General features: G+C 61.4%; 22 protein-coding genes and 1 pseudogene. 6 read left to right on the forward strand and 17 right to left on the reverse strand.

Going from position 1 to position 25,393, the window contains the following annotated elements:
- Positions 1 to 4 precede the first annotated feature (4 nt).
- Both BLR69_RS02285 and BLR69_RS02290 read right to left on the reverse strand, forming a co-directional pair.
- On the reverse strand, positions 5 to 982 hold the full coding sequence (locus BLR69_RS02285) for an ABC transporter permease (RefSeq protein WP_071494913.1): 978 nt from the start codon (positions 980 to 982) through the stop codon (positions 5 to 7).
- Positions 979 to 2,466: a sugar ABC transporter ATP-binding protein gene (locus BLR69_RS02290; protein ID WP_071494912.1), complete on the reverse strand. Its 1,488-nt coding sequence runs from the start codon at positions 2,464 to 2,466 to the stop codon at positions 979 to 981. The genes BLR69_RS02285 and BLR69_RS02290 overlap by 4 nt, the downstream gene beginning before the upstream one ends.
- Positions 2,467 to 2,722: 256 nt before the next feature.
- Here BLR69_RS02290 and rpiB point away from each other — a divergent pair, with 256 nt between their 5' ends.
- Positions 2,723 to 3,205: a ribose 5-phosphate isomerase B gene (gene rpiB, locus BLR69_RS02295; RefSeq protein WP_071494911.1), complete on the forward strand. Its 483-nt coding sequence runs from the start codon at positions 2,723 to 2,725 to the stop codon at positions 3,203 to 3,205.
- Between the two features lie 6 nt (positions 3,206 to 3,211).
- Here rpiB and BLR69_RS02300 read toward each other — a convergent pair whose 3' ends face one another.
- From BLR69_RS02300 to BLR69_RS02310, 3 genes are all read right to left on the reverse strand, one after another.
- Positions 3,212 to 4,477: a carbohydrate porin gene (locus BLR69_RS02300; protein ID WP_071494910.1), complete on the reverse strand. Its 1,266-nt coding sequence runs from the start codon at positions 4,475 to 4,477 to the stop codon at positions 3,212 to 3,214.
- A gap of 56 nt (positions 4,478 to 4,533) precedes the next feature.
- A complete protein-coding gene (locus BLR69_RS02305) occupies positions 4,534 to 6,942 on the reverse strand; it encodes a glucose/quinate/shikimate family membrane-bound PQQ-dependent dehydrogenase (protein WP_071494909.1) in 2,409 nt (802 codons plus the stop codon).
- Between the two features lie 163 nt (positions 6,943 to 7,105).
- The gene (locus BLR69_RS02310; RefSeq protein ID WP_071494908.1) at positions 7,106 to 8,149 is read right to left on the reverse strand and encodes an LLM class flavin-dependent oxidoreductase; all 1,044 of its coding nucleotides are present in this window, start codon (positions 8,147 to 8,149) and stop codon (positions 7,106 to 7,108) included.
- A gap of 374 nt (positions 8,150 to 8,523) precedes the next feature.
- On the opposite strand from BLR69_RS02310, the pseudogene BLR69_RS02315 reads away from it, so the two are divergent.
- Positions 8,524 to 8,708, forward strand: a pseudogene (locus tag BLR69_RS02315) (hypothetical protein); the annotation flags it as partial.
- A 156-nt stretch (positions 8,709 to 8,864) separates the two neighbouring features.
- Here BLR69_RS02315 and BLR69_RS02320 read toward each other — a convergent pair.
- Positions 8,865 to 9,350, reverse strand: a complete 486-nt coding sequence (locus BLR69_RS02320) for a flavin reductase family protein (RefSeq protein ID WP_071494906.1) — start codon at positions 9,348 to 9,350, stop codon at positions 8,865 to 8,867.
- Positions 9,351 to 9,671: 321 nt separating this feature from the next.
- Here BLR69_RS02320 and BLR69_RS02325 point away from each other — a divergent pair, with 321 nt between their 5' ends.
- The 3 genes from BLR69_RS02325 (at position 9,672) to BLR69_RS02335 (ending at position 14,585) form a co-directional block, all read left to right on the forward strand.
- Positions 9,672 to 11,078 carry a purine-cytosine permease family protein gene (locus BLR69_RS02325; RefSeq protein ID WP_071494905.1) on the forward strand — a complete coding sequence of 469 codons (1,407 nt, stop codon included), beginning with the start codon at positions 9,672 to 9,674 and terminating at the stop codon, positions 11,076 to 11,078.
- Positions 11,079 to 11,249: 171 nt separating this feature from the next.
- A complete protein-coding gene (locus BLR69_RS30665; protein WP_166794307.1) occupies positions 11,250 to 13,496 on the forward strand; it encodes an AAA family ATPase in 2,247 nt (748 codons plus the stop codon).
- A gap of 3 nt (positions 13,497 to 13,499) precedes the next feature.
- Positions 13,500 to 14,585 carry an HNH endonuclease family protein gene (locus BLR69_RS02335; RefSeq protein WP_071494903.1) on the forward strand — a complete coding sequence of 362 codons (1,086 nt, stop codon included), beginning with the start codon at positions 13,500 to 13,502 and terminating at the stop codon, positions 14,583 to 14,585.
- A 37-nt stretch (positions 14,586 to 14,622) separates the two neighbouring features.
- Here BLR69_RS02335 and BLR69_RS02340 read toward each other — a convergent pair whose 3' ends face one another.
- The 5 genes from BLR69_RS02340 to ribBA form a co-directional block, all read right to left on the reverse strand.
- Positions 14,623 to 15,777 (reverse strand): ABC transporter ATP-binding protein, encoded by a 1,155-nt coding sequence (locus tag BLR69_RS02340; RefSeq protein WP_071494902.1) that lies wholly within the window; start codon positions 15,775 to 15,777, stop codon positions 14,623 to 14,625.
- A gap of 17 nt (positions 15,778 to 15,794) precedes the next feature.
- Positions 15,795 to 16,604 carry an ABC transporter permease gene (locus tag BLR69_RS02345; RefSeq protein ID WP_071494901.1) on the reverse strand — a complete coding sequence of 270 codons (810 nt, stop codon included), beginning with the start codon at positions 16,602 to 16,604 and terminating at the stop codon, positions 15,795 to 15,797.
- Positions 16,605 to 16,610: 6 nt separating this feature from the next.
- Positions 16,611 to 17,528: an ABC transporter permease gene (locus BLR69_RS02350; RefSeq protein WP_071494900.1), complete on the reverse strand. Its 918-nt coding sequence runs from the start codon at positions 17,526 to 17,528 to the stop codon at positions 16,611 to 16,613.
- Positions 17,525 to 18,550, reverse strand: a complete 1,026-nt coding sequence (locus BLR69_RS02355) for an ABC transporter substrate-binding protein (protein ID WP_071494899.1) — start codon at positions 18,548 to 18,550, stop codon at positions 17,525 to 17,527. Before BLR69_RS02355 ends, BLR69_RS02350 begins: the two co-directional genes overlap by 4 nt.
- 166 nt (positions 18,551 to 18,716) lie before the next feature.
- Positions 18,717 to 19,826 carry a bifunctional 3,4-dihydroxy-2-butanone-4-phosphate synthase/GTP cyclohydrolase II gene (gene ribBA, locus BLR69_RS02360; protein WP_071494898.1) on the reverse strand — a complete coding sequence of 370 codons (1,110 nt, stop codon included), beginning with the start codon at positions 19,824 to 19,826 and terminating at the stop codon, positions 18,717 to 18,719.
- A 69-nt stretch (positions 19,827 to 19,895) separates the two neighbouring features.
- Here ribBA and BLR69_RS02365 point away from each other — a divergent pair, with 69 nt between their 5' ends.
- Positions 19,896 to 20,189 carry a DUF1330 domain-containing protein gene (locus tag BLR69_RS02365; RefSeq protein ID WP_071494897.1) on the forward strand — a complete coding sequence of 98 codons (294 nt, stop codon included), beginning with the start codon at positions 19,896 to 19,898 and terminating at the stop codon, positions 20,187 to 20,189.
- A gap of 140 nt (positions 20,190 to 20,329) precedes the next feature.
- On the opposite strand, the gene BLR69_RS02370 is transcribed toward BLR69_RS02365, so the two are convergent.
- The 6 genes from BLR69_RS02370 to BLR69_RS02395 all read right to left on the reverse strand — a co-directional run bounded on the left by BLR69_RS02370 (position 20,330) and on the right by BLR69_RS02395 (position 25,208).
- On the reverse strand, positions 20,330 to 20,893 hold the full coding sequence (locus BLR69_RS02370; protein WP_071494896.1) for an NUDIX hydrolase: 564 nt from the start codon (positions 20,891 to 20,893) through the stop codon (positions 20,330 to 20,332).
- Positions 20,894 to 20,895: 2 nt separating this feature from the next.
- The gene (locus BLR69_RS02375) at positions 20,896 to 21,648 is read right to left on the reverse strand and encodes a GntR family transcriptional regulator (RefSeq protein ID WP_071494895.1); all 753 of its coding nucleotides are present in this window, start codon (positions 21,646 to 21,648) and stop codon (positions 20,896 to 20,898) included.
- A 114-nt stretch (positions 21,649 to 21,762) separates the two neighbouring features.
- On the reverse strand, positions 21,763 to 22,248 hold the full coding sequence (locus tag BLR69_RS02380) for a flavin reductase family protein (RefSeq protein ID WP_058427007.1): 486 nt from the start codon (positions 22,246 to 22,248) through the stop codon (positions 21,763 to 21,765).
- A 12-nt stretch (positions 22,249 to 22,260) separates the two neighbouring features.
- Positions 22,261 to 23,742 (reverse strand): aldehyde dehydrogenase, encoded by a 1,482-nt coding sequence (locus BLR69_RS02385; protein WP_071494894.1) that lies wholly within the window; start codon positions 23,740 to 23,742, stop codon positions 22,261 to 22,263.
- Positions 23,739 to 24,572, reverse strand: coding sequence for an alpha/beta fold hydrolase (locus BLR69_RS02390; protein ID WP_071494893.1), 834 nt, complete (start codon positions 24,570 to 24,572; stop codon positions 23,739 to 23,741). Before BLR69_RS02390 ends, BLR69_RS02385 begins: the two co-directional genes overlap by 4 nt.
- Before the next feature lie 45 nt (positions 24,573 to 24,617).
- A complete protein-coding gene (locus BLR69_RS02395; RefSeq protein ID WP_071494892.1) occupies positions 24,618 to 25,208 on the reverse strand; it encodes an amino acid synthesis family protein in 591 nt (196 codons plus the stop codon).
- Positions 25,209 to 25,393: the final 185 nt, after the last annotated feature.

Genomic DNA, 25,393 nt, shown 5'->3' on the forward strand with positions numbered 1-25,393 from the left:
CCACTTAGCGTTTTTTCTTGCGCCAGACATCAATCAACACCGCAAGCACGATGATCAATCCCTTGGCCACTTGTTGGTAATACGACGACACCCCGAGCAGGTTCAAACCGTTGTTGATCACACCGATCAGCAGCGCGCCAAACAACGTGCCGACAATGCTGCCTGTGCCACCCGACAGGCTGGTGCCGCCGATCACCACCGCCGCAATCGCATCCAGCTCATAAGACACGCCCGCCTGGGGCAGGGCCGAGGTGGTGCGCGCCGCCAGCACCACCCCGGCCAACCCCGCCAGCAGGCCGGAAATCACATACACCGAGAACGTGACCTTGCGCACGCCGATGCCGGAGGTGCGCGCGCTTTTTTCGTTGCCGCCCACGGCGTACACGTAGCGCCCGTAGGTGGTGTAGCGCAGCACCATCCAGAAGATCAGCGCGACCACCGCAAAGATAATGATCGGCACGCCAATGGGGCCTAGCTTGCCGATGCCCAGGGCGAGGAAGCTGTCCGGCAGGTCGGTGACCGGGCTGCCGTCGTTGAGAATAAAGGTCATGCCCCGCGCCACGCTGAGCATGCCGAGGGTGGCGACAAAGGGTGGGATGCTCAGGTTGGCTACCATGAAACCGTTGACCACGCCGAGCATGGCCCCGGCAAACATCCCCGCACTCACCGCCGCCAGCAGGCCATAACCCTGGGTGGCGACCAGCGCGCTGCACAAGCCGGCGAAGGCCAGGATCGAGCCCACCGACAGGTCGATGCCCTTGGTGAGGATCACGTAGGTCATGCCCACCGCCAGGATGCCGTTGATGGAGGTCTGGCGCAGGATGTCCATCCAGTTGCGCCAGGTCATGAAGTATTCGCTGGAAAACGCCATCACCAGGCACAGCAGGATAAACACCAGCGGCAGGCCGAAGCGGTCGAGGGACAAGCGCAGGCGGTTGCGCGGCGCGGCAGTGACGGGTGCGGCGAGGACTTTACTGTTCATGAGGCAAGACTCAACAAGGCTTCCTGGGAAAGGGCGGTGTCGCTGCTGACGGTCACCAGGCGGCCGCCCTTGAACACCGCGATGCGGTCACTCAGGTGCAGCAGTTCCGGCGCCTCGGACGAGACCACGATGGCCGCACCGCCGGCGCGCACGAATTCGTCGAGCAGGTGATAGATCTCCTGCTTGGCGCCCTCGTCGATGCCGCGCGTGGGTTCGTCGCACAGCAGGCAGATCGGCTGGGTCGACAGGCATTTGGCGAGCACCACTTTCTGCTGGTTGCCGCCGCTCATGGACTCCACCGGCAGGTCCAGGGACGAGATCTTGATCTGCAGGCGCTTGACCATGCTCTGCGCCAGGGCCTGTTCCTTGCGCGCATTGATCACCGACCAGCTCGACAATTGCTTGTAGGCCGACAGCGCGATGTTGGCGAGGATGCTGGCGCTGAGCACCAGGCCACTGTCCTTGCGGTCTTCGGTGACCAGGGACATGCCGGCGCGGATGGTCGCCGCCGGGGTGCCGGTGGGCAGGGGCTGGCCTTGCAGGGTGGCGCTGCCGGCGTCCGGCAGGGTCAGGCCATACAGGCAGTTGAGGAATTCGCTGCGCCCCGAACCCATCAGCCCATAGATGCCGAGGATTTCGCCCTGGCGCAGTTGCAGGCTGATGTCCTGGAACTCGCCGTCACGGCTCAGGCCATTGACATCCAGGCACGTGGCGGCGGCGCATTCGCGGCCGACTTTATGGTCGATGCGCTGCAACTCCTGGCCGACGATGCCGCGCACCAGGTGGGCGCGGTCGATATCGGCCATGCGCCCGCTTTCCACAAAGGCGCCGTCGCGGAAGATGCTGTAGTCATCGGCAATCTGTGCCAATTCACTCAGGCGGTGCGACACATAGATGATCCCGGCGCCACGCGCGGTCAGGCGGCGGATCGCCTTGAACAGGGTTTGCGCTTCGTGTTCGCCGATGGCCGAGGTGGGTTCGTCCATGATCATCACCTGGCAGTCATGGCTGAACGCCTTGGCGATCTCCACCAGCTGGATCTGCGCCACGCTCAGACGATGCATGGGGCTGGTGGCGTCCACATCGAACTCCAGGCTTTGCAGCAGTTCGCGGGTGCGTCGGTTCAGTTCCTTGCTGTCGACGATACAACCGGCGCGGCGCGGTTCGCGGCCCAGCCAGATATTTTCGGCGACGGTCATGTAGGGGATGGGCTCCAGCTCCTGGGTGATCATCGCCACCCCGGCGGCGAGTGCTGCGCTGGGGCGGTCGAACTGCACGGGCTGGCCGTTGAGCAGGATGCTGCCGGCGTCACGCTGGGTGATGCCCATCAAGATACTGAGGAAGGTGGATTTGCCGGCGCCATTGCCGCCGCACAGTGCGTGCACGCTGCCGGCCCGCAGGGCCAGGCGCCCGTCGCGCAGGGCAGGGACCCCGGCGTAGGCCTTGGAAACTTGTTCAGCCTGGAGCAGTAATGGCGGGGCCATCGGTGTGTCCTCTTGCTGATTTTCTTATTAGGTAGGCTTAGCCAACAGCCTGATCATATGATCGGATAGTGATCATATGTTTAAACTGGTCGAGTTAGTTTTGTCAATGGCTTGGCGCAGCATTCGCCTGAGGTTTTAAGGTTTTAGTGGGTTGTTGCCTTGAAATAAGCCTTGACAGCAGCAGGCGTGTCGTCCGCTAATGATTGTGCATAATTTCAGTTAGTGATCATTTGATCGGTCTGATGGAGAAACAGTAATGGGTGCACAAACGACGTTTTCGGTGGCCATCGGATGCGACGAGGCGGGCTTTGAGCTCAAGGAAATGCTCAAGCGCTTTATCGAAGGCCTGGGGTATGGGGTCGAGGACTTTGGCTGCCATTCGTCCAGCCCGGTACTGTACCCGGACATCGCAGCAGCGGTGGCCACGGCGGTGGGGGCGGGTGAGCAGCGCCTGGGTGTGCTGATCTGTGGCACCGGCATCGGCATGGCGATTTCCGCCAACAAGATCAAGGGCGTGCGGGCGGCCCAGGCCCACGACACCTATTCGGCCGAGCGTGCACGCAAGAGCAACGATGCGCAGATCCTGTCCATCGGTGCACGGGTGATCGGCCCCGAGTTGGCCAAGAGCATCGTCAAAGTGTTCCTGGAGTCGGAGTTCGAAGTGGAGCGCTCCGGGAAGAAAGTCGAGCGCATCACTGCGCTCGAACAGGCAAACAGGGCGTTGCCTTCAGACGACTGAGCCGCGTCAGAATACCGCCTTGACCTGCAGGCCCAGCACCAGGGCGTTGTCGATGTTGTCACCGGAAAACGCCCCCGGCTCGATGATGTATTGCACATCCGGGCGCAGGGTCAGCCAGGGGGTGGCCTGGTAGCCGTAGCTGAGTTCGATCAGTTGCTCGGCGTTGTTCAGGTTGGGGTAGTCGGTCCCGGCCTTGAAAGCGGCCAGTTCCTGTACGTCGCGGCTGCGTGGGTTGGGCACGGCACGGCCATAGCCCAGCGCGACGGTGTCCCGCGGCCGGCCTTCGAACGGTTTGTACAGCACCACCCCTGCGCCATACCACTTGCTGAACGGCGACGCCGCTTCGCTGGCGGCAGAATACTGGCCGAAGGCGTGCAGCACACGACCGCTGGAGGAATCCGAAGCCCACACCGCCTGGTCGATCAGCAGGTAGTGACCGCCGCGACCGCTGACTTCCTTGTTGCTGCCGATGCGTTTCACGTCGGAGCTGTCGTAGTAATAACCCAGCTTGTATTCACCCGGCAGGCTGCCGGCGTGTTTGTAGATCAATTCGATGGGCACCACGGTGCCGGTGGTGTGCTTGGGGTCCAGGCGCCAGGCGCGGCTGGAGTTGCCGTTGCTTTGCGGGTCGACGTTGAACGCGGCTACGCGCAGTTGCCAAGACGGCGAGAAGTCATATTTCACCCGCGCACCCAGGCGTGCATTCGGGTAGTTGGTCCAGCCGCTGCCGCCGGACATGTTCAGCGGGTGCCCGCAGAACCCGGCGTTCATGAAGTTGCACAAGATCCCGCTGTCGAGGCCGCCGAGGTCATTGCCCATGGCCATGTAGCCGAGCTTGACGTTCAGCGCCGGGGTGAACAGCGTGCGCTCGTAGCTCAACTCGGTGAGGCGAGTGTAGAGGCCGCCGTAGTTTTCCTGGATCGGCAGGCGGTTGCCCACCAGGTCCTCGGACGCACTGTTGCCGCGTCGGTCATTGATCGTGAGCTGGATGCGATCGCCATGGGTCAAGCCGTAGAGCTTGCCCAGGTCGAACTGCACGCCGAGCTTGAGGTTCTGCGAGTAGCGCGCCGAGCGGTGCTGGCCGCCATGGGCGTTGTAGGCGGTCTCGCCGCTGTAGTCGCCGCTGAAGCGGATGCCCTGTGCGTCGAGTTCACGGCGCAGGCCGCCCCAGTCGCCGGTCAGGGTGGTGTCATCGGCTTGCACGGGCAGGGCCGCGCCCAGGGCCAGGCCCAGCAGCAGGCGCCCAAGGGGAATATGAGAAGTGGGGGTCATGCGGGTTTTTCCAGGCACAAGGCGCGACGCCGGGGAGGCGCCGCGCGAACGGGGGGTTATGGCAGGGCGTAGGCGATCACGTAGTCGCCACGGTCGGTGGACTGGCGTGCGCCACCGGCGGTGATGACGATGTACTGCTTGCCGGTTTTCGGCGACACGTAGGTCATCGGGCCACCCTGGCTGCCGACGGGCAGGCGGGCTTTCCAGATTTCCTCACCGTTGCCGCTGTTGAAAGCGCGCAGGTAGAAGTCCTGGGTACCAGCGATAAAGATCAGGCCGCCCTGGGTCGACAGGGTGCCGCCGAGGGTCGGCAGGCCGATCTTGATCGGCAGGTGCATGCGGATGCCCAGGGGGCCGGTGTCTTCCACGGTGCCGACTGGCACTTGCCAGGCGACTTTCTGGGTCTTCATGTCGATGGCGGTCAGGGTGCCGAATGGCGGCGCCTGGCACGGAATGCCGGCCACCGACAGGAAGCGGTTTTTGTTCACCGCATACGGCGTGCCCTTGAGTGGCACGGCGCCCATGCCGGTGTTCAGCGCTTCGCCACCGGACGCGGCCTGGGCCTTGTTCTGCGACGGTATCATCTGGATCCACAGGCCCAGGCGCATGTCGTTGACGAAGATAAAACCGTGCACCGGGTCGGTGGAAATGCTGCCCCAGTTCATGCCACCCAGCGAGCCCGGGAAACTCAGGGATTTATCGGTGCCCGGCGCGGTGTACAGGCCGTCGTAGCGCATGCCCTTGAAGTCGATGCGGCACAGCAACTGGTCAAACGGCGTGGCGCCCCACATGTCCGATTCGGTCAGGGTCTGTGCGCCGATCTGTGGCATGCCGACCGATTTTGGCTGGGTCGCCGAGTAGGGTTCGTTGGGGATATTGGCGGCCTTGACCGGGACTTCCTTCACCTCGGTCAGCGGCTTGCCGGTGGTACGGTCGAGCACGTAGATCTGCCCGGCCTTGGTGCCGATCACCACCGCAGGCACAGCCTTGTCGCTGCCGGGCGGGGTGAAGTCGATCAGGCTCGGCTGCATCGGCAGGTCGAAGTCCCACAGGTCATTGTGGACGGTCTGGTACACCCATTTTTCCGCGCCGGTGGAGGCGTCCAGCGCCAGTACCGACGCGCCGTATTTGTGATTCAGTTGCGTACGTTCAACCCCGTAGATGTCGGTGGACGAACTGCCCATCGGCAGGAAGACTGTGTTCATCAGTGGGTCATAGGACATCGGCGCCCAGCTGTTCGGCGTGCTGCGCACGTAGGTGCTGCCGTCGGCCGGGGCTTTTTTGTCTTGCGGGTTGCCGGGGTCGAACGCCCAGCGCATCTGGCCGGTGATCACGTCGAAGCCACGGATCACGCCGCCGGGCATGTCGGTCTGCACATTGTCAGCCACGCGGCCGCCGACTACCACGGTGGTGCCGGCGATCAACGGCGCCGAGGACAGTTGGTAGTAGCTGTCCGGCACGTTACCCAGGCCGGCTTTCAAATCCACCTGGCCATGGGTGCCGAAGTCTTCGCAGAACTGGCCGGTGTCGGCGTCCACGGCGATCAGGCGTGCATCGATGGTGTTGGTCAGCAAGCGACGCTGGCACTGCGCACCGGAGGGCACGCTGGCGGCGATGATCGGCGAGCTGTTCGGTTGGGTCGGCTGGGCAATCGGCGCGGTGGCGTCAAAGTAGGCCATGCCACGGCAACGCTGCCACACCGCCGATTTGGCGTTGACCTCGTTCTTCCACAGCTCTTTGCCGGTGTCGGCGTCGAGGGCGATCAGGTTGTTGTGCGGCGTGCAGATGAACACTTTGTTGCCGATCTGCAGCGGGGTCAGCTGGTCTTCGGCACCGTTGCCGTCGCTGATGGCGACGTCGCCGGTGTGGTAGGTCCAGGCCACTTTGAGCTTGTTGATGTTGTCGCGATTGATCTGGTCCAGCGCAGCGAAGCGGCTGCCGCCTTCGGTGTTGCCGTAGTGCGCCCAGTCTTTCTGCGCATCGGCTGCGGCCACCGGCGTGATGCCTGGGCCGTTGCCGGTGGGTGCCACGCTTGGGTGGGCAACAAACATATTGCCCGCCGCCACGGCCACGCCCACCGCCATTACCGCCGCCACGCCATAGGCGCCGCGAGCAGGCCGGTTGACCAGCAGCGGGTACACCAGCGCTACCACCATGCCGATCACCGCGAACATGAACACGCGGGAGAACAGCGGCCAGAACACCAGCCCCACATCCGCCACCGCCCAGATAGCCGTGCCGACCAGGAAGGCCGCGAACAGCCACGCGCCCACCGGCTTGCGCCGGGCAATCAGCAGACCGGACACGGCCATGGCCGCACCGCCGATCAGGAAGTACCAGGAGCCTCCCAGGCTCACCAGTTTGCCGCCGCCAATGGCCAGCGCGAGACCGAGCAGAGCGATGATCACGCCCAGGCCCAGCAGTAAGATTCTAGAGACGCCAGTGGCGCGCGATGCTCGTTTCATGTCGACAGCACTCGAATGTGAGAGGGCAAAGACGCGATTTTAGCAAGATAAGTAACCAGTTAGTACATTGTGCGTGGTAATAGACTCTTACGGGGATGGTGATGATCGCGCACAACAAAAAGCCGCTTGCCCGGTGTCAGCGGCAAGCGGCTCTTGTCAGCGATCACCGAAACGCCGGCACGACCTGCTCGATAAACAACGCCAGCGACTTCTTCTTCTCGGCGTGGGACAGGCTGTTGTCGCACCAGAAGCTGAATTCATCCACGCCCAGTTCCTGGTAGTACTGGATGCGCGGGATGATTTGTGCGGCGGTGCCGATCATTGCGGTCTTGTGCAGGCTCTCCAGTTCGAACTCGGGGCGGCCGGCGAACTTCTCTTCCGGGCTGGGCTCCAGGAAGCCGTTGACCGGCACGCTCTTGTTGCCGAACCAGGCATCGAAGGTGCGATAGAACCGGGAGATGGCCTTGGCCCCGACTTTCCAGCCGTCCGGATCGTCCTCGGCGTGCACGTGGGTGTGGCGCAGCACCATCAGTTGCGGGCGTGGCACGCCAGGGTTGTTGTCCAGGGCGGCCTGGAATTTGTTCTTCAGGTCGAGGACTTCTTCGTCGCCCTTCATCAGCGGCGTGACCATCACGTTGCAACCGTTGGCCACGGCGAAGTTGTGGGAGTCCGGGTCGCGGGCGGCGATCCACATCGGTGGGTTGGGCTGTTGGATCGGCTTGGGCACGCTGGTGGAGGTGGGGAATTTCCAGATGTCGCCGTCATGGGCGTAGTCGCCCTGCCACAGCGCGCGTACCACCGGGACCATCTCGCGCAGGGCCTGGCCGCCGGAAGAGGCGGGCATGCCGCCGGCCATGCGGTCGAATTCCACCTGGTAGGCGCCACGGGCCAGGCCGACTTCCATGCGCCCGTTGCTGATCACGTCCAGCAGCGCACATTCACCGGCCACCCGCAGCGGGTGCCAGAACGGCGCGATGATGGTGCCGGCGCCGAGGTGGATGGTGGTGGTCTTGGCTGCGAGGTAAGCCAGCAGCGGCATCGGGCTTGGCGAGATGGTGTATTCCATGGCGTGGTGTTCGCCAATCCATACGGTGCTGAAGCCGCCGGCCTCGGCCATCAGGGTCAACTCGGTCAGGTCTTCGAACAACTGGCGGTGGCTGACGCTTTCGTCCCAACGCTCCATGTGTACGAACAGGGAAAACTTCATGACGCTTACCTCGGATCTATTGTGATCGGCCTGTCGACTGCAGGCCCTTAAGTGCTCTCGCCAATCTGAAGCATGCCAGTGATGACGGCTGTTCGGCGGATTGATTGTTGGTATACCATAATACGGAATATCCGCAAAACATTTCTCTCCAATGGTCACACCCTCACCTCACAAGGAAGGCGAGCCTGATGAACATAAAACAAAAATTGATCCTGGCCTTTGCGGTGATCGCCAGTCTGCCGGTGATTCTGGTGGCTGTGCTGATCATCCTCAACGTGCGCCATGAGGCACGGGACGGCTTTCGCTATCGCCGAACAGACCAACCCCTTGGCCCTCAACGCCGCCCGCGCCGATGCGCAGGGCCTTGGTTTCGTGGGTTGATCCACGAAACGGTCGATGTGATCCGCAATATGAGCACCCAGATCGCCACTGCCGCTGAAGAGCAGCACAAGATGGCCGAAGACATCAATCGGATATCAGCCAGATTCACGGGGATGCGCAGCAGTTGACGGCGTTGTCGCAGACCTTGAATCAGTTGGTCAGCCGCTTCCGCACCTGACCACCGCCGCTTCCTTTTATTTGAAATGCAAAAAAGGTGGGAGCGGGCTTGCTCGCGAATGCGGTGTGTCAGTCACTGAATGCATCGACTGAAAGACTGCCTTCGCGAGCAAGCCCGCTCCCACATTTTGATGTGTGGTGCCTTCAAATAGGGGTATTAGGCCGGCATGGGCAGGGCGCCCATCTTGCCATGGCAATACACCAGTGGCCCGGCGTTCTGCCGGGGTACGATCAGGTTCTTCACCGCGCCGACCATGATTGCGTGGTCGCCGCCTTCATATTCGCGCCACAACTCGCACTCGATCACCGCCGTGGCATTCGCCAGGATCGGGTTGCCCAACTCACTCAAGGTCCATTCGATGCCCTGGGCCTTGTCCTTGCCCTTGCGCGCAAAGGCGTAGGCTTCGGTCTGCTGCCCACCGGAGAGCACGTGGATGGCAAAGCGCTTGTTCTTGATCAGCACCGGGTACGAATCGGAGCTGTAGTTGGGGCAAAACAGCACCAGGGCCGGGTCCATCGACAGCGAGCTGAAGGCACTGGCGGTCAGCCCGACGATCTGGCCCTCGTCATCCAGCGTGGTGATCACAGTGACCCCGGACGGAAACGAACCCATCACTTGTTTGTAGATGGCGGCATCGATCATGGGAAGGTCCTCAGACAGTGTGGCGGTTTTTATGGATTTGTGGGTCTGATGGTATACCGTAATACGAAGCGTGCAAGATCTTTTTCAGCCACCCGATGAACGCATGCCTTTGGTCTTATCACCAATAAATACAGGGTTTTCAGCGAGAAATAGCCATAAGCCATGTGGCACAATTGCGGATCAGATGCGTGCCAGGACTACGGATCAGTCTTGTGAAAATGTTGGAATACCATAATATGGTGTTCATCTGAGGGGCGCCATGAAGCGCCCCCGGTTTGGCGTCAAACAACTATAAGATCAGACCAACGCGAGTTCATTTCCATGCCCCAGATGTCCCGGCAAGACCCCCTGATCGAGCATCACACGGTCGATTATGTCCCTCTCGCAGAGCGCCACGGAAAGGCCCGCGACCTGTTCACCCTATGGTTCAGCACCAACATTGCACCGCTGCCCATTGTCACCGGCGCCATGGTTGCCCAGGTGTTCCATCTCAACCTGGTGTGGGGGCTGCTGGCGATTGCCCTCGGGCATCTGCTCGGCGGCATCGTGATTGCCCTCGCATCGGCCCAGGGCCCGCGCATGGGCATCCCGCAGATGGTGCAGAGCCGGGGCCAGTTCGGTCGCTATGGCGCGCTGTTGATCGTGTTCTTTGCCGCGCTGATCTACATCGGCTTTTTCATCTCCAACATCGTGCTGGCCGGCAAGTCCATCGTTGGCATCGTGCCGTCGGTGCCGGTTCCGGCGAGCATCCTGATCGGTGCGCTCAGCGCCACCGCCATCGGCGTGATCGGCTACCGCTTTATCCATAGCCTCAACCGCATCGGCACCTGGGTGATGGGCAGCGCGCTGCTGGCCGGTTTCATGTACATCTTCGCCCATGACCTGCCGGCGGACTTCCTCACCCGTGGCGGCTTCAATGCCGCTGGCTGGCTGGCCACGGTGTCGCTCGGTGTTATCTGGCAGATCAGCTTCTCGCCCTACACCAGCGACTATTCGCGCTACCTGCCGGCGGATATCGGCATTACCCGGCCGTTCATCGCGACCTACCTGGGCGCGACCCTCGGCACGATGTTGTCCTTCGCCTTCGGCCTGGTGGCGGCACTGGCCACGCCCGAAGGCACCGAAGCCATGGTCGCGGTCAAGCAGGCCACAGGCTGGCTCGGCCCGATCCTGATGGTGCTGTTCCTGCTCAACATCATCAGCCACAACGCCTTGAATCTGTATGGCGCAGTGCTGTCGATCATCACCTCGATCCAGACCTTCGCCAGCCAGTGGACGCCGAGCATCAAGGTGCGCGTGGTGCTGTCCGGCGTGATTCTTGCCGGCTGCTGCGTGGTAGCGCTGGGCGCGTCGGCGGACTTCATCTCGCAGTTCATCGGCCTGATCCTCGCCCTGCTGCTGGTGCTGGTTCCGTGGGCGTCGATCAACCTGATCGACTTCTACGTGATCAAGCGCGGGGTGTATGACATTGCCTCGATCTTCCAGGCGGACGGCGGGGTTTACGGACGCTTCAATCTGCACGCAATCGTGGCGTATTTCATCGGCATCCTCGTGCAACTGCCGTTTGCCAATACGTCGCTGTACGTGGGGCCGTGGGCCAACCTGGTGGACGGCGCAGACCTGTCGTGGCTGGTGGGGTTGGTGGTGACGTGTCCGTTGTATTACTGCTTGGCGACGCGCAGCAAAGTGATACATGCCTCGGTGGGCAAGTTGAAGTATGTGAAGTAAATACAGAAGGAGGCTTACGCTTGGTGGCTCGTTGCTATTATTCTCATGGCCTTTTAAGTCTTAGGGATGAGATTGATGCAGTTTTTTGATCGAAAGAACGAGCCTGCGCCGAGGTCTCTTTGTGGGGGGCAGGCCAGAGCCGCCAGGCACAAACTGCTAAGGTACTTTCAGTTGGACCCGCTGGAGCGCTCGCAGACGCGATTGTCCGACAATATGATGACGCTGAATGGGGCCGATACTCATGCCGCCCTCGCGCGACTTTTTTCGGGAAAGTGCGCGTTCTGTGAGACGTTGACTATTACGGAGGTCTATCGCTTTCGACCCCGCTCTTCCGCGACGCCCGAGGCTGATAACGGTCATTTGTATTACACCTGGCTGGCCACTGCATGGGAAAACATCTACCCAATCTGTAGGCGATGTATTCCACGCCAGCGCGAGTATTTCCCAGTCGCGGGTCGGCGAGCGCCCTTGCCTAGCATTGAGCAACTGACCCGCTTTGCCAATAAGGGGGAGGGGCTTTGGGGAGACTATCCGATTGATGAAAAGACCCTGTTGCTTGACCCTTGTCGTAACTCAAGCTTCGACAATCATTTCTTGCCTTCGATTTCAGGCGCGCTCATCGAAATGAGCAGGATGGGTAGGGCTACGATTGAACATTTTTCACTGAATCGCCCGCAATTGGTTGCGGCACGAAAGGCACAGCTGAGCGGGTATCGAGATGCCCTTCTCATCCACGGGCTACCCGATTTACATTTGTATCAGGTTGACAACGCCTCACTGTTCGATTTTGCCAGGATGGAATTCGGAGGTTCGTGGTATTTGCTATGTCGCCAGATTATTGCCCATCTCTCCACGATATTTGGCCTGGAGTTGGACGACTCTCGCGCCAGGATTGGCCATTCGTTCCAGCTGATCTTCAGTAATCCACAGTTTGAGAACCATCGTGAAGATCTGTTCGAATGGTTAGAAGGCGAAAATATCAGTCGTCTTCCAATTCCAGAGAAAAACTCCCCCGAGGCGACAGAGCCCCAACAGGCAGTGGGTGTAGATAAACCTGTTGTTCCACCTCCCGTTTACCCCGTCCTGCGTTCAATCGAGTTGAATCACTTCAAGTCCATCGAACATCTCAAGTTGCACCTGGCGCAACCGTCAAGTGAGGTACTGTCCGGCGAGGTGCAACAACCAGCCATGTTGATTCTCGGGGAAAACGCCACGGGCAAGAGTTCGATTCTTGAGGCTACAGCGCTCGCGTTGTCCAGTGTGATGACCCGCAAGTCGCTGAAGCTAGAGGCGGGTGAATGGGTGCTGGATCCGAAGCAGTTGGGTGCGTTGAACCAGGAACGACTGACTTCTGCGCAGGTTCGCCTGAGTTTTGATAACGGCCGTCAGTCGGTGCTTGATATCGATGCGGGCGGCTGGAAGCCCTTGAGGCGATCGTCAAAGGTTCCGCCGGTGTTTGCCTATGGTGCGTTCCGCCAATTTAGGAAACACGGTGGGGCTTACCAGCCTGATCATTGCATTACCAACCTTTTTCATTCAGACCAACTGCTGCCCGATCCCGAGCCCTGGCTGGTAAACCTTGCCAGCCCGGGTGAGTTCGATGATGTGGCACGCGCATTGCGGCTGATCCTGGCAGTCCAGGAGGAATTCAACGTCTTTATAAAGTCTGCGGACGGGACACAGTGCCTGATCGTTACACGACATGCCGATCAGGAAAGCCAGACACCGCTCAGCCAAGTGTCCTCGGGCTATCGCGCCGTGTTGGCAATGGCTTGCGACATCATGCGTCGGCTAATGGATCGCACCATCAACCCGCACTACCAAAGCCTGGAAAACGCCCGCGCGATCGTATTGATTGATGAGGTGGAGGCGCACCTGCATCCACGTTGGAAAATTCAGATCATGGGGGCGTTGCGTGCCGCGTTGCCAAATGTGACGTTCATTGTCACCAGCCATGACCCCTTATGTGTGCGCGGCATGCATCACCGTGAAGTCGTCGTGGTGCATCGCAACGGTAGAACGCCAGACAACAACAGTCGGCATTCGGTACGCATTGAACAACTGAAAGATCTGCCCGATATCACCCAGTTAACCGTCGAGCAGTTGCTGACGTCTGATTTTTTCAGCCTGGCCTCCACCGACCAGCCGCTGATGAACTTGAAGTTGGCCAAGGTCGCTGACTTGTTGAGTGCAAGCAATGCTGGTGAAGACCTGGATGCGGATAAGGAAGCAGTGGTGGCACTGTTCAAGCAGCAAATCAACGATGTGTTGCCCGTTGGTAGTACGGAGGGGCAGCGATTGGTACAGACGGCGGTGGCGGAGTTTCTTCAGGACCGGGCAAAGGCTTCCAGCGAGAAGTTGAAGGATCTGAATGTGAAAGCAAAGGCAAAAATCCGGGCGTATCTGGAGAGTTTTTAACTTATGCGGTATGTGCAGCGAAACCTCGAAGAACTCCCTGAAGCGCTCGCGCTGACCAATGGCAGAAATCTGGCGATCGAGGCGGAACTTGCCGCCTTGGCCGTGTACTTTGAGGCAAAAAAGAAAGGGAAGCTCGTAAAGGCTGATACTGCACCGAAGAAGCGCACTGCCCATGCAGATTCTGAGGAAAAGGAGCTTGTAGCAAAGTTTGATCTCTACGGGCACGCGAGCGTCCGAGCAAAGCTCAATGACATGTTCCATGGTAAATGCGCCTACTGCGAGAGTTTTTATCGGTCCACATCAGCCATGGAAGTCGAACATTACCGTCCAAAAGAAGGTGTTGTGCAGGACAAGGGACACACCGGTTATTGGTGGTTGGGCATGGCGTGGGACAATCTCTTGCCCAGTTGTATTTTTTGCAATCGCTTGAATACCCACGACACACCCACTCTGTCAGCCAAGTTGACGACACTGCTCGGTGACCCGGGAGAATTCAGCGACTCACGCAAGGTCGTGACTGGCAAGGGCAACCATTTTCCGGTGTTGGGGGTGCGTGCCCACGACGCAGCAAGGGACTATTCCAGAGAGCTTCCTCTGCTGTTGGATCCTTGTCGGGACAATCCCTCGGAGCATCTGCGCTTTTACATCGAGCCTACCAATATCATCGGTTTGATACTGCCGATGAAGGGCGAGTCCGGCGGCTTACCCGCTCAAAAACTCATTACGGATATGCTGCCGAAATTCAAGAAGGAACTAACTGAGGCCTTGATGGATGGGCTCAGCCTGCGGGGGGCATTCTCGATCCATATCTATGGCCTGAACCGGCTGGGGTTGGTGCAGGATCGTACTCGCGTACTGCGCCATTTGAGATTTATGGAGGGTCAGGTGGTTGATCTGAGCAAGGTCATTACAGATTTGGAATCGCGACCTTACGATTCCAACTATCAGGTTGACAATCAACGCATTCTCAAATGTCTGAACGACCTCCTTGACCGTACGATGCGGCAGATGACATCGATGGCTGATGACCACGCGCCTTACTCCATGATGGTGCGCGCTTACCTCAAAGATCTGAAGAAACGACTTTGAAGAGCTATCGGGGCAGCAGTCCCGGCCACTCAAACGATTAATGCACCCCAGCCGCCTTGTTCAGATCGCTTTCAGCCCATTCGGTATACACACACGCATCCGCCGTGGCCCAGCGCACCCGCACCGGGTCGCCGGCCTTGAGCGGCATGCCGGCGGCGGACAGTGCCTTGACCGTCATCGAGGTGCCGCCAAGGGTTTTTACGCTGCAGGTCTGGCTTTCACCGAGGAACAATACCTCGCCGACGATGGCGGACACTTCGTTCCAACCGGCTGCCAAGGGTTCGAGGTTGGCCTGCGCCACGCACAGCGCCAGGGCCTTTTCCGGGCGCACCATCAGCAGCACATCCTGTTCGCTGCGTAGCCCGCTGGTCAGGCGGATCGACAGCGATTGCCCTTCAAACGACGCCGCTGCATTACCTTGGGCCTTGAGCTTGAGGAAGTTGGAGTTGCCGAGGAAAGACGCGACAAACGCATTCGGCGGGTTCTGGTACAGGTCGAAACCACTGCCCAGGCCGACGATTTTGCCGTGGCTGAAAATCGCGATGCGCTGGGACAGGCGCATGGCTTCTTCCTGGTCGTGGGTCACGTAGACGATGGTGATGCCCAGGCGCCGGTGCAGCTGGCGCAGTTCGTCTTGCAGGTCTTCACGCAGTTTTTTGTCGAGGGCGCCAAGGGGTTCGTCCATCAGCAGGATGCGCGGTTCGTACACCAGCGCTCGGGCGATGGCCACGCGTTGCTGCTGGCCGCCGGAGAGTTGCGAAGGGCGGCGGTGGGCGAACGGTTCCAGTTGCACCAGCTTGAGCATGGCGTCGACGCGCTTTTCACGCTCGGCGCTGGCCAGTTTGCGGATCGCCAGGGGGAAGGCGATGTTGTCGCGCACCGATAAATGCGGGAACAGCGAGTAGCGTTGGAACACCATGCCGATGTCACGCTTGTGCGGCGGCACGTTGACCAGGGATTGGCCGCCCACCAGGATCTCGCCGCTGCTGGGGGTTTCAAACCCGGCGAGCATCGACAGGGTGGTGCTTTTGCCCGAGCCGCTGGAGCCGAGGAAGGTGAGGAATTCGCCGTCCTGGATGTCCAGCGAGATGTTGTCCACGGCGGCGAATTCGCCGTAGTACTTGTTCAGGTTGCGCAGGCTGACCAGGGGTTGGCCAGGGTTGCGAGTGGGGTCTTTGATCACGGCACTCATGGGTTAATCCTCGGCGCTCAAGCGCGGGTTTCAGTGCGTCGACGAGCGACGGCGGCAATCACCATGACCAGCACCGACAGGCCGATCAGCAGCGTCGAGGCGACGGCGATCACTGGCGTCAGGTCCTGGCGCAGGGTGGTCCACATTTTCACGGGTAGGGTTTGCAGGGTCGGGCTGGCCATCATCACGCTGAGTACCACTTCGTCCCAGGAAACCAGGAAGGCAAACAGTGCACCGGCGACCATGCCGGGGCGGATCGCCGGAAAGGTCACCTTGAACACCGCCTGCAAGCGTGATGCGCCGCAGATTACCGCGGCATCTTCAATCGACTGGTCGAACAGCTTCAGCGAGTTGATGATCGAGATGATGGTGAACGGCAAGGCGACGATCACATGGCTGACCACAAACGCGAACATCGTGCCGGTGTAGCCGAGCTTGAGGAACAACGCATACACCGCCACGGCGATGATCACCAGCGGCACGATCATCGGCAGGGTGAACAGACCGTAGAGCAACTCACGGCCGGGGAAGCGCCCACGCACCAGCGCAAATGCGGTGGGCAAACCCAGGGCGACGGCGAACACGGTGGTCAGCACCGCCACCTTGAGGCTGGCCATGGCGGCGTTCATCCAGTCGGCATTGGAGAAGAACTGGCCGTACCATTTCAGGGTCCAGCCCGGTGGCGGGAACACCAGCCATTGGGATGAGCCGAACGACAGCAACACGATAAACACGATCGGCAGCAACAGGAACAAGCCAATCAGCCCGGTGGTGGTATAGAGGCCCAAGCGCATCCTGCGGCTCATGGCATTGGGAGTCAGCAGCATGACGGCTTACCTCGCGTTGCTGGCGCCAACCGGGGATTCCGGCTGGAGCTTCAGGTAGAAGTAGAACAGCACCAGCGTGATGAAGATCAGCAGCGCCGCGCCGGCACTGGCCAGGCCCCAATTGAGGAACGATTGCACCTGCTGGATGATGAACTCGGGCAGCATCATGTTCTGCGCACCGCCGAGCAACGCCGGGGTGACGTAGTAACCCAGGGACATCACGAACACCATCAAGCCGCCGGAAAACAGCCCCGGCCGGCACAGCGGCAGGAACACCCGGAAGAAGTTTGTCCAGGGGCTCGCGCCGCAGATCGAGCCGGCCTGCAGGATCATCGGGTCGATGGCCTGCATGGTCGCCTGCAACGGCAGCACGATGAACGGAATCATGATGTAGCTCATGCCGATCACCACGCCGGTGAGGTTGTGCACCATCTCCAACGGCTGATCGATGATGCCCATCGCCATCAACGCTTTGTTGATCACCCCGGAGGCCTGCAACAGCACCAGCCAGGAATAGGTGCGGGCGAGCAGACTGGTCCACATCGACAGCAGCACGATACTCAGGATCCAACGGCCCCAGCCACGCGGTACCAGGGTGATCGCCCAGGCCAGCGGGAAGCCCAGCAACAGACTGAACAGCGTCACCAGGCCGGCAACGGAAAACGTATTGAGCAACACCCGCGCATAGGCCGAGTTGGCGAACAGTTGCTCATAGTTGCCCAGGCCTGGCACCGGCTCCAGCACCCCACGCAGCAACAGCCCAATCAGCGGTGCGAGGAAGAACAGACCGAGGAACAGCAGGGCCGGGATCAGGTTGCTCGACCCCCGCCAGCGCTGCGCCAGGGACGGTGCCCCGACGTTGCGGGAAACTGCGCCGGCAGCGCCAAGGGCGCTCCCGGTCGGCGTGCTTGCCGTCATTTTCATTTGACTAGCCATTCATTCCACCGTGTCGCAATGGTCGGGCCGTTCTTGGCCCAGTAGGCGAAATCGAGGGTGATCTGGTCCTTGGCATACGCCGTCGGCAGGTTGGGCGCAAGGACCGAATCCAGGCGCTGTACGCTGTCGATGTTCACCGGTGCATAAGCGGTCAGGTTGGAGAAGTCGGCCTGGCCCTTGGCGCTGCTGGCACTGGCCAGGAACTTCATCGCGGCGGCCTTGTTCTTGGTGCCTTTGGGCACGACCAGGATGTCGGCCATTACCAGGTTCTGTTTCCAGCTCACGCCCACCGGTGCGCCGTCTTCCTGCAAGGCGTGGATGCGGCCGTTCCAGAACTGGCCCATGCTGACTTCGCCGGAGGCCAGCAACTGTTGCGATTGCGCGCCGCCGCCCCACCAGACGATGTCTTGCTTGATGGTGTCGAGTTTCTTGAAGGCGCGGTCCAGGTCCAGCGGGTAGAGCTTGTCGGCGGGGACGCCGTCGGCCAGCAGTGCCAGTTCGAGCACGCCGGGGCTTGGCCATTTGTAGAGGGCGCGTTTGCCGGGATAGGTCTTGGTGTCGAACAGCGCGGTCCAGTCCTGCGGCTTGCCGGCGCCGAGCTTGCCTTCGTTGTAGCCGAGTACGAAGGAGAAGAAGAACGAGCCGACGCCGTGGTCGGAGACGAAGCGCGGGTCGATCTTGTCGCGCTGGATCACCGAGAAATCCAGGGGTTCGAGCAGCCCTTCGGCGGCGGCGCGCAAGGCAAAATCAGCCTCCACATCCACCACGTCCCATTGCACGTTGCCGCTTTCGACCATGGCCTTGAGTTTGCCGTAGTCGGTCGGGCCGTCCTGTACCACGGTGATGCCGCTGGCCTTGCTGAAAGGGTCGGCCCACGCCTGCTTCTGTGCGTCCTGGGTGCTACCGCCCCAGCTCACGAAGTTGACGCTTTCGGCCGCCATGGCGGCATGACTGGCGGTGGCCAGCAAACCCGCGAACAGGACTGCGCTGATACGTGTGTTCAACACCATTTTTACGCCCTCATTGTTGTGTTTATGAGCGGGGCTTTTGAGTGCCCGCCTATCGGGAGCAGTCGGTGTGGATGGCCTTTGCAGGGTCATCCAACCTGTGGAATATCATATTATGGTATTCCAAACTTTGCGCAAGCATTTTGCCATACCGGCCATCTGGCCAAGGTCATTCAACGAACGGAATACTCTCCACCACTTCCAGGTCATAACCGGTCAAGCCCGCGTATTTCAGCGGTGGGCCGAGGTGGCGCAGCAGGCCCACGCCGAGGTCCTGGAGAATTTGCGCACCGGTGCCCACTTCCGAGTAAATCCGCGACTGCGAGCGATTGAATTGGCGCGGTGCCTGGGTCAGTTGCGGCACGCGCTCCAGCAGCGCCTGGGACGACTCATGATTGGCCAGCACCACCACCACGCCGCTGCCTTCAGCCGCGACGCGTTGCAAGGCGGCCCACAAGGTCCAGTTGGACGGGCCGCTGTAGTCGGCGCCGACCAGGTCGCGCAGCGGGTCGATCACATGCACGCGCACCAGTGCCGGCGTATCGCGGCGCAGCTGGCCCATGACCATCGCCATGTGCACGCCGCCGTCGATGCGGTCTTCGAAGGTAATCAGGCGGAACGTGCCGTGCACCGTGGGCAGGTCGCGTTCGCCGATACGCACCACGGTGCGTTCGGTGCTGAGGCGGTAGTGGATCAGGTCGGCGATGGTGCCGATCTTGATGCCGTGCTTGCGCGCAAACACCTCCAGGTCCGGGCGGCGCGCCATGGTGCCGTCATCGTTCATCACCTCGACGATCACCGAGGCCGGGGTGTGCCCGGCCAGGCGCGCCAGGTCGCAACCGGCTTCGGTGTGGCCGGCGCGGGTCAGCACGCCGCCGTCCTTGGCGCGCAACGGGAAAATATGCCCCGGTTGCACGATGTCGGTGGGGCCGGCGTCGAGTGCCACGGCGGCCGCCACCGTGCGCGCACGGTCGGCGGCAGAGATGCCGGTGGTCACGCCGGTGGCGGCTTCGATGGACACGGTAAACGCGGTGCTGAACACGCTGCCATTGCTCGGCACCATCTGTTCCAGGCCGAGGCGCTGGCAATGTTCATCGGTCAGGGTCAGGCAGATCAGGCCACGGGCTTCGCGGGCCATGAAACTGATAGTCTCGGCAGTGCAGCACGCCGCAGGCAACAATAGGTCGCCTTCGTTTTCCCGATCTTCGTCGTCCACGAGAAGCACCATCTTGCCCTGGCGGTAGTCTTCGATGATGTCTGCGATGCTGTTGAAGGACATGGAGGATGCTCGGCTTGTTGGTTGTATGTATTATGGTATACCACAAAAATTCAACAAGAGGATGTCGCGATGAAGGCCTACTGGATTGCCCACGTGGATGTGGCGGATGCCGAGCAATACACGCAATACACCTGCCGTGCGCCGGCGGCGTTTGCGCTGTATGGGGGGAAGATTCTGGCCCGGGGCGGGCGTAGTGTTGTGCTGGAAGGTGGGCCTGGAGCACCGCGTAATGTGGTGATTGAGTTTGAGAGTTATGAGAGGGCGGTGGCGTGTTATGAGTCTGCTGAATATCAGGAGGCGAAGGCGCACCGTGAAGGGGCGGGGTTGGCGCAGATCATCATCGTTGAAGGGCTGGCACCCTAGATGATCAGGCCAGACATTGGGTTAAATGTGGGAGGGGGCTTGCCCCCGATAACAGTGTGTCAGCCACTGGATAAGGTGACTGAACCACCGCCATCGGGGGCAAGCCCCCTCCCACATTGGAGCCCTGTTTGGTCGAGAGGTCAGCGGATGAAGTGGATCTTGCCGCTGTCGTCATTGCCGATATAGATGCCATACACCCCAGCCTGCCGCTCCTCGATATACCGCTCAAGAATCTGCCGAATCGCCGGATAGTAAATGCTGTCCCAGGGAATCTCCTCAGGCGCAAAGAACTTATAATCCAGCGTCTCCGGCCCGAACTGCCCGGTGATCTCCAGCGCGATGGCGCGGAAGATGATGTACACCTCGCTGATCCTGGGCACGCTGAAGATCGAGTAGGGCGAGACGATTTCCGCCCGCACGCCGCTTTCTTCCCAGACTTCCCGCAGCGCCGCCTGTTCGGTGGTCTCGCCACCTTCCATGAAGCCGGCCGGCAGGGTCCAGGTGCCCGGGCGAGGCGGGATTGCCCGTTGGCACAACAGATACTTGCCGTCCTGCTCGATGATGCAGCCGGCGATGATCTTGGGGTTGATGTAGTGGATATAGCCGCAGCCCCGGCACATCAGGCGCTCATGGGTATCGCCCGGTGGCAGCTGGTGACCGAGGTCACTGCTGCCGCAGGTCGGGCAAAAGCGCGGGCTGGGCATGGTCAGTGGCCTATGCGCGGTTCTTTGAGGGCGATGGGCAGGGTGATCTCGGGCAGCTTGCCGGTCTCTTCCTGTTTGCGCTTGAGGTAGTCCAGCGCCACGGCGGCGGCGGCGCGCACGTGATCGACGCAGGCCTGGTGCGCGGCAAGCGGGTCGCCACTCTTGATCGCCTGGACCATGCGCTCCATTTCCTGGTTACTGCTGGCGCGGCGGTTTTCCTGGGACACCGAGGTGGCGCGCAGGTAGCTGATACGGGCCTGCAACTGGCGCAACTGGGTGGCCGCGACATGGTTGCCGGAGCCTTCCAGCAGCACATCGTAGAACCCTTGCACCGAATCGATGACCTGTTGCAGCTCGCCGTCCTTGAGGGCCTTGCGGTTCTCCTCCAGGGCTTTTTCCAGGGCCTTGATGTCCTTGGCCTTGGCGCGCAGGGTGAACAGCTGCACGATCAGGCCTTCGAGCACGCAACGCAGCTCATAGATGTCGACCGCATCGGCCAGGGTGATGATCGCCACCTGCGGGCCCTTGGCGTCGGCGAATTCCACCAGGCCTTCGGACTCCAGGTGACGCAAGGCTTCGCGCACCGAGGTGCGGCTGACGCCGAGGCGGTCGCACAGGTCGCGCTCCACCAGGCGGTCGCCCGGCAACAGCTGGAAGTTCATGATCGCGCTGCGCAGTTTCTCCAGCACGATTTCCCGCAGGGTGACCGGGTTGTGATTGACCTTGAAGCTGTCGTCGAGTGGCAGGCGTTTCATGGGGGCTGCTCTGTATGTAACGGTTAACAGGGGGCCGATCAGGGGCCGAAATTGTCGGCGAGTTTATCACGCGGTGTCCTTTAAGCGACAAACCCTCACGGCCCCCAGCCTGCCTCAGGCCAAGGCCGGCAATGGCCCCAGCTTGCCCTTGTGGTAGATCATCGGCGTGACCGGTTGTGCGGGCAGGATCAGGTTCTTCACCGCACCGACGATGATCGCGTGGTCGCCGCCATCGTATTCGCGCCACAACTCGCACTCGATGATCGCCGTGGCCTTGGCCAGCAGCGGGTTGCCCAGGTCGCTGAGGTGCCACTCGATGCCCTTGGCCTTTTCCTTGCCCTTGCCGGCAAAGGCGTAGGCTTCGGCGGTCTGGTCGGCGGACAGCAGGTGAATCGCAAAACGCTTGCTGTCGCGCAGGATCGGATAAGTGTCCGAGGCATAGTTGGGGCAGAACAGCACCAGCGCCGGGTCAATCGACAGCGCACTGAACGCGCTGGCGGTGATGCCGACGATGCCGCCGTCCGGGTCGAGGGTGGTGACCACCGTGACGCCGGACGGGAAGGAGCTCATGACGTCTTTGTAAATGCCGGGTTCGATCATGGTCGGGGTCTCTTAGCGCATCACAAAAGGATCAGGCATGGGCGCCTGGGACAGGTTGATCCACACGGTTTTCAGCTCGGTGTAGGCCAGTACCGAATCTATGCCGCTCTCGCGTCCGTAGCCGCTGTTCTTGAAGCCGCCGATCGGCGCCATCGCGGACACGGCACGGTAGGTGTTGACCCAGATGATCCCCGAGCGCACGTCCCGGGCCAGGCGATGGGCGCGGCCGAGGTCGCGGGTCCAGATGCCGGCGGCGAGGCCGAACTGCGAGTCGTTGGCAATGGCCAGCGCTTCGGCTTCATCCTTGAAGCGGATCACCGAGGCGACCGGGCCGAACACTTCTTCCTGCATGATCTTCATCGAATTGCGGTCGCATTCGAACAGCGTCGGCTCGTAGAACCAGCCATCGCCCAGGCCCTGTGGGCGCTTGCCGCCGGTGCGCAGGCGCGCGCCTTCGGCAATTGCGTCCGCCACCAGGCCTTCGACCACGGCCAGTTGCTGCGCGGTGGCCATGGGCCCCATTTCGCTGGCGTCATCCTGCGGGTTGCCGATGCGGATGCGCTGGGCACGTGCCACCAGGCGCTCGACGAATTCGTCGTAGATGTCGTCCTGTACCAACAGGCGTGAGCCCGACACGCAACTCTGCCCGGACGCGGCATAAATACCGGCAATCGCGCCGTTGATGGCGCTGTCCAGATCCGCATCGGCAAAGATGATATTCGGCGACTTGCCGCCCAGCTCCAGGGACAGCTTGGCGAAGTTCTCCGCGCTGCTGCGCACCACATGGCGCGCCGTGGCCGCACCGCCGGTGAAGGCGATCTTGCGCACCAGTGGGTGGCGGGTGAGGGCGGCCCCGGTGCTCGGGCCGTAGCCGGTGACCACGTTGACCACGCCCGCCGGGATGCCGGCTTCGAGGGCCAGGCGTGCCAGTTCGAGGATGGTCGCCGAAGCGTGTTCCGACGGTTTGATCACGATGGTATTGCCCGCCGCCAGTGCCGGGGCGAGTTTGATCGCAGTCAGGTACAGCGGGCTGTTCCACGGAATGATCGCGGCGACCACGCCCATGGCTTCGTGCACGGTGTAGGCGAACAGGTCCGGCTTGTCCAGCGGCAGGGTGCCGCCTTCGAGCTTGTCGGCCAGGCCGGCGGTGTAGTGGAAGAACTCGGGCAGGTAGCTGACCTGGCCACGGGTTTCGCGGATCAACTTGCCGTTGTCGCGGCTTTCCAGCTGGGCCAGTTGTTCCTTGTTCTCGGCAATCAGGTCGCCCAGGCGCCGCAGCAGCTTGCCCCGTGCGGTGGCGGTGAGGCCGCGCCAGGCCGGGCTGTCGAAGGCGGTTTGTGCGGCCTGTATGGCGCGCTCCACATCCGCTTCGTCGGCGTCAGGCAGTTGCGCCCAGGGTTCGGCCAGGGCCGGGTTGAGGCTGTCGAAAGTCTTGCCGGACAGGGCATCGACCCATTCACCGCCGATGCACATCTGGAAGCGTGCGAGTGTCATGCAACGATCCCCTTTATTGGATTGTTTTGGGCGTACACGGTCTCTAGAAAACCCAGTAGCAACTGGTTGACCAGGCGCGGCGATTCTACCGGCATCATATGCCGTTGTTCGGCCAGCACCGCAACGGTGGCGCCGGGAATGCGGTCGGCCAATTGGCGCGCCATCTCCGGCGTCGAACCGGGGTCGAGTTCGCCGGTGGCGACCAGGGTGGGAACGCGCAGCGTCTTGAGGTCGTCGGCGCGGTACATGTCCTGGGTGGCAAACAGCTCATACGTGGTGAGGTAACCCTGGGGATCATTGCCCGCCAGGGTTTCGCGCAAGGCCGCGATCTGCGCCGGGTTGGCCGCCTGGTACTCGCGGCTGAACCAGCGTGACAGCGCCGCTTCGGCGTTGGCGTCCGGCCCGTGTTCGGCGGCCTGGGCGGTGCGCGCGATCACGCCGGCGCGCTGTTCCGGGCTGCGGTTGAACACACTGTTGAGCACCACCAGGCCCTTGAGGCGCTCGGGGTAGTGCAGGGCAAACGCCCGTGCGACCAGGCCACCCATGGAAAAACCGATTACCGTGGCCTGGGGCACTTGCAGATGGTCGAGCAGCTCCAGCAGCTGGTCGGCATACCCCAGCAACGGCGTGCCGGCGGCCGGGCGCGGGCTGGCGCCGTGGCCGAGCATGTCGTAGGTGATCACGCGGTAGTGGGTGGCCAGGCCAACGACTTGCCCGCCCCACATTTCTTTATTCAGGCCCACGCCGTGGATCAAAACCACAGGCTGGCCTTGGCCGGTCGCCAGATAACTGGTACCAGCCGGGGTGCGTTCAGCGGTGAGCCGAATCATGGAGCGCTCCTGCATGCCTTTTCTTATTGGGGGTGCCGGCCTGGCTTACTGAGCCTTTTCGGCGGCCAGTTCTTCCAAGTCGATGTAACGGTTGCCGATGCGTGGGTGCAGGCGGCCGCCATCGGCGCAACCCAGTACCACGACGATTTCGTCGGCACGCGGGGCGTCTTCGATGCGCATTTCCAGGGTGATGTAGTGCGAGCGCAGGCCTTCGTCATCCTTGTGCATCATCGGAATCTGGATGGAAGTGCCCGGACCGCCGCGCTTGTTGGTGAAACTCAGGTAGCTCTTGGCCTTGACCGCTTCACGGTAGTGATTGCCGAAGCGCAGGGTGTGGATGATCGCGCTGGCGTGCTCGATCTCGCCATCGGCACCGACCACGGCAGCCTTGCCATAGGCTTCGATCTTGTCGGCGCCGCCAATGATGCCCACCAGGCGCTCGACCATCAGCGCGCCGAGGTCGGAGCAGTTGGCGCGGATTTCCGGCTTGAGGTCTTCGACGAAACCACGGCCCAGCCATGGGTTTTTCAGCACCACGGCCAGGCCGACCATGGTCACGGGGGTATCAGCGGCCTTGCCGCCTTCGATGAAGGTTTCTTCTGTGTAGCTGACGATCTTGCGGATTTCGAAACTCATGAGCGGCTCCATCAGGTGCGGGGGAGTGGGTTGCGTATGATGGTATACCATAATACGTAAAGCACAAGCGTCGCGAATGAGTTTGCGTGGGGTGAGGCGATAGAGGGTGGTGTATGAAGGTCTTTTCGAGGTGATGTTAAAAAATGTTAGATTGAAAAAATACTTCACATAATCTGTTCATTGGT

It is taken from the genome of Pseudomonas azotoformans (assembly GCF_900103345.1).
Lineage (GTDB): Bacteria > Pseudomonadota > Gammaproteobacteria > Pseudomonadales > Pseudomonadaceae > Aquipseudomonas > Aquipseudomonas azotoformans.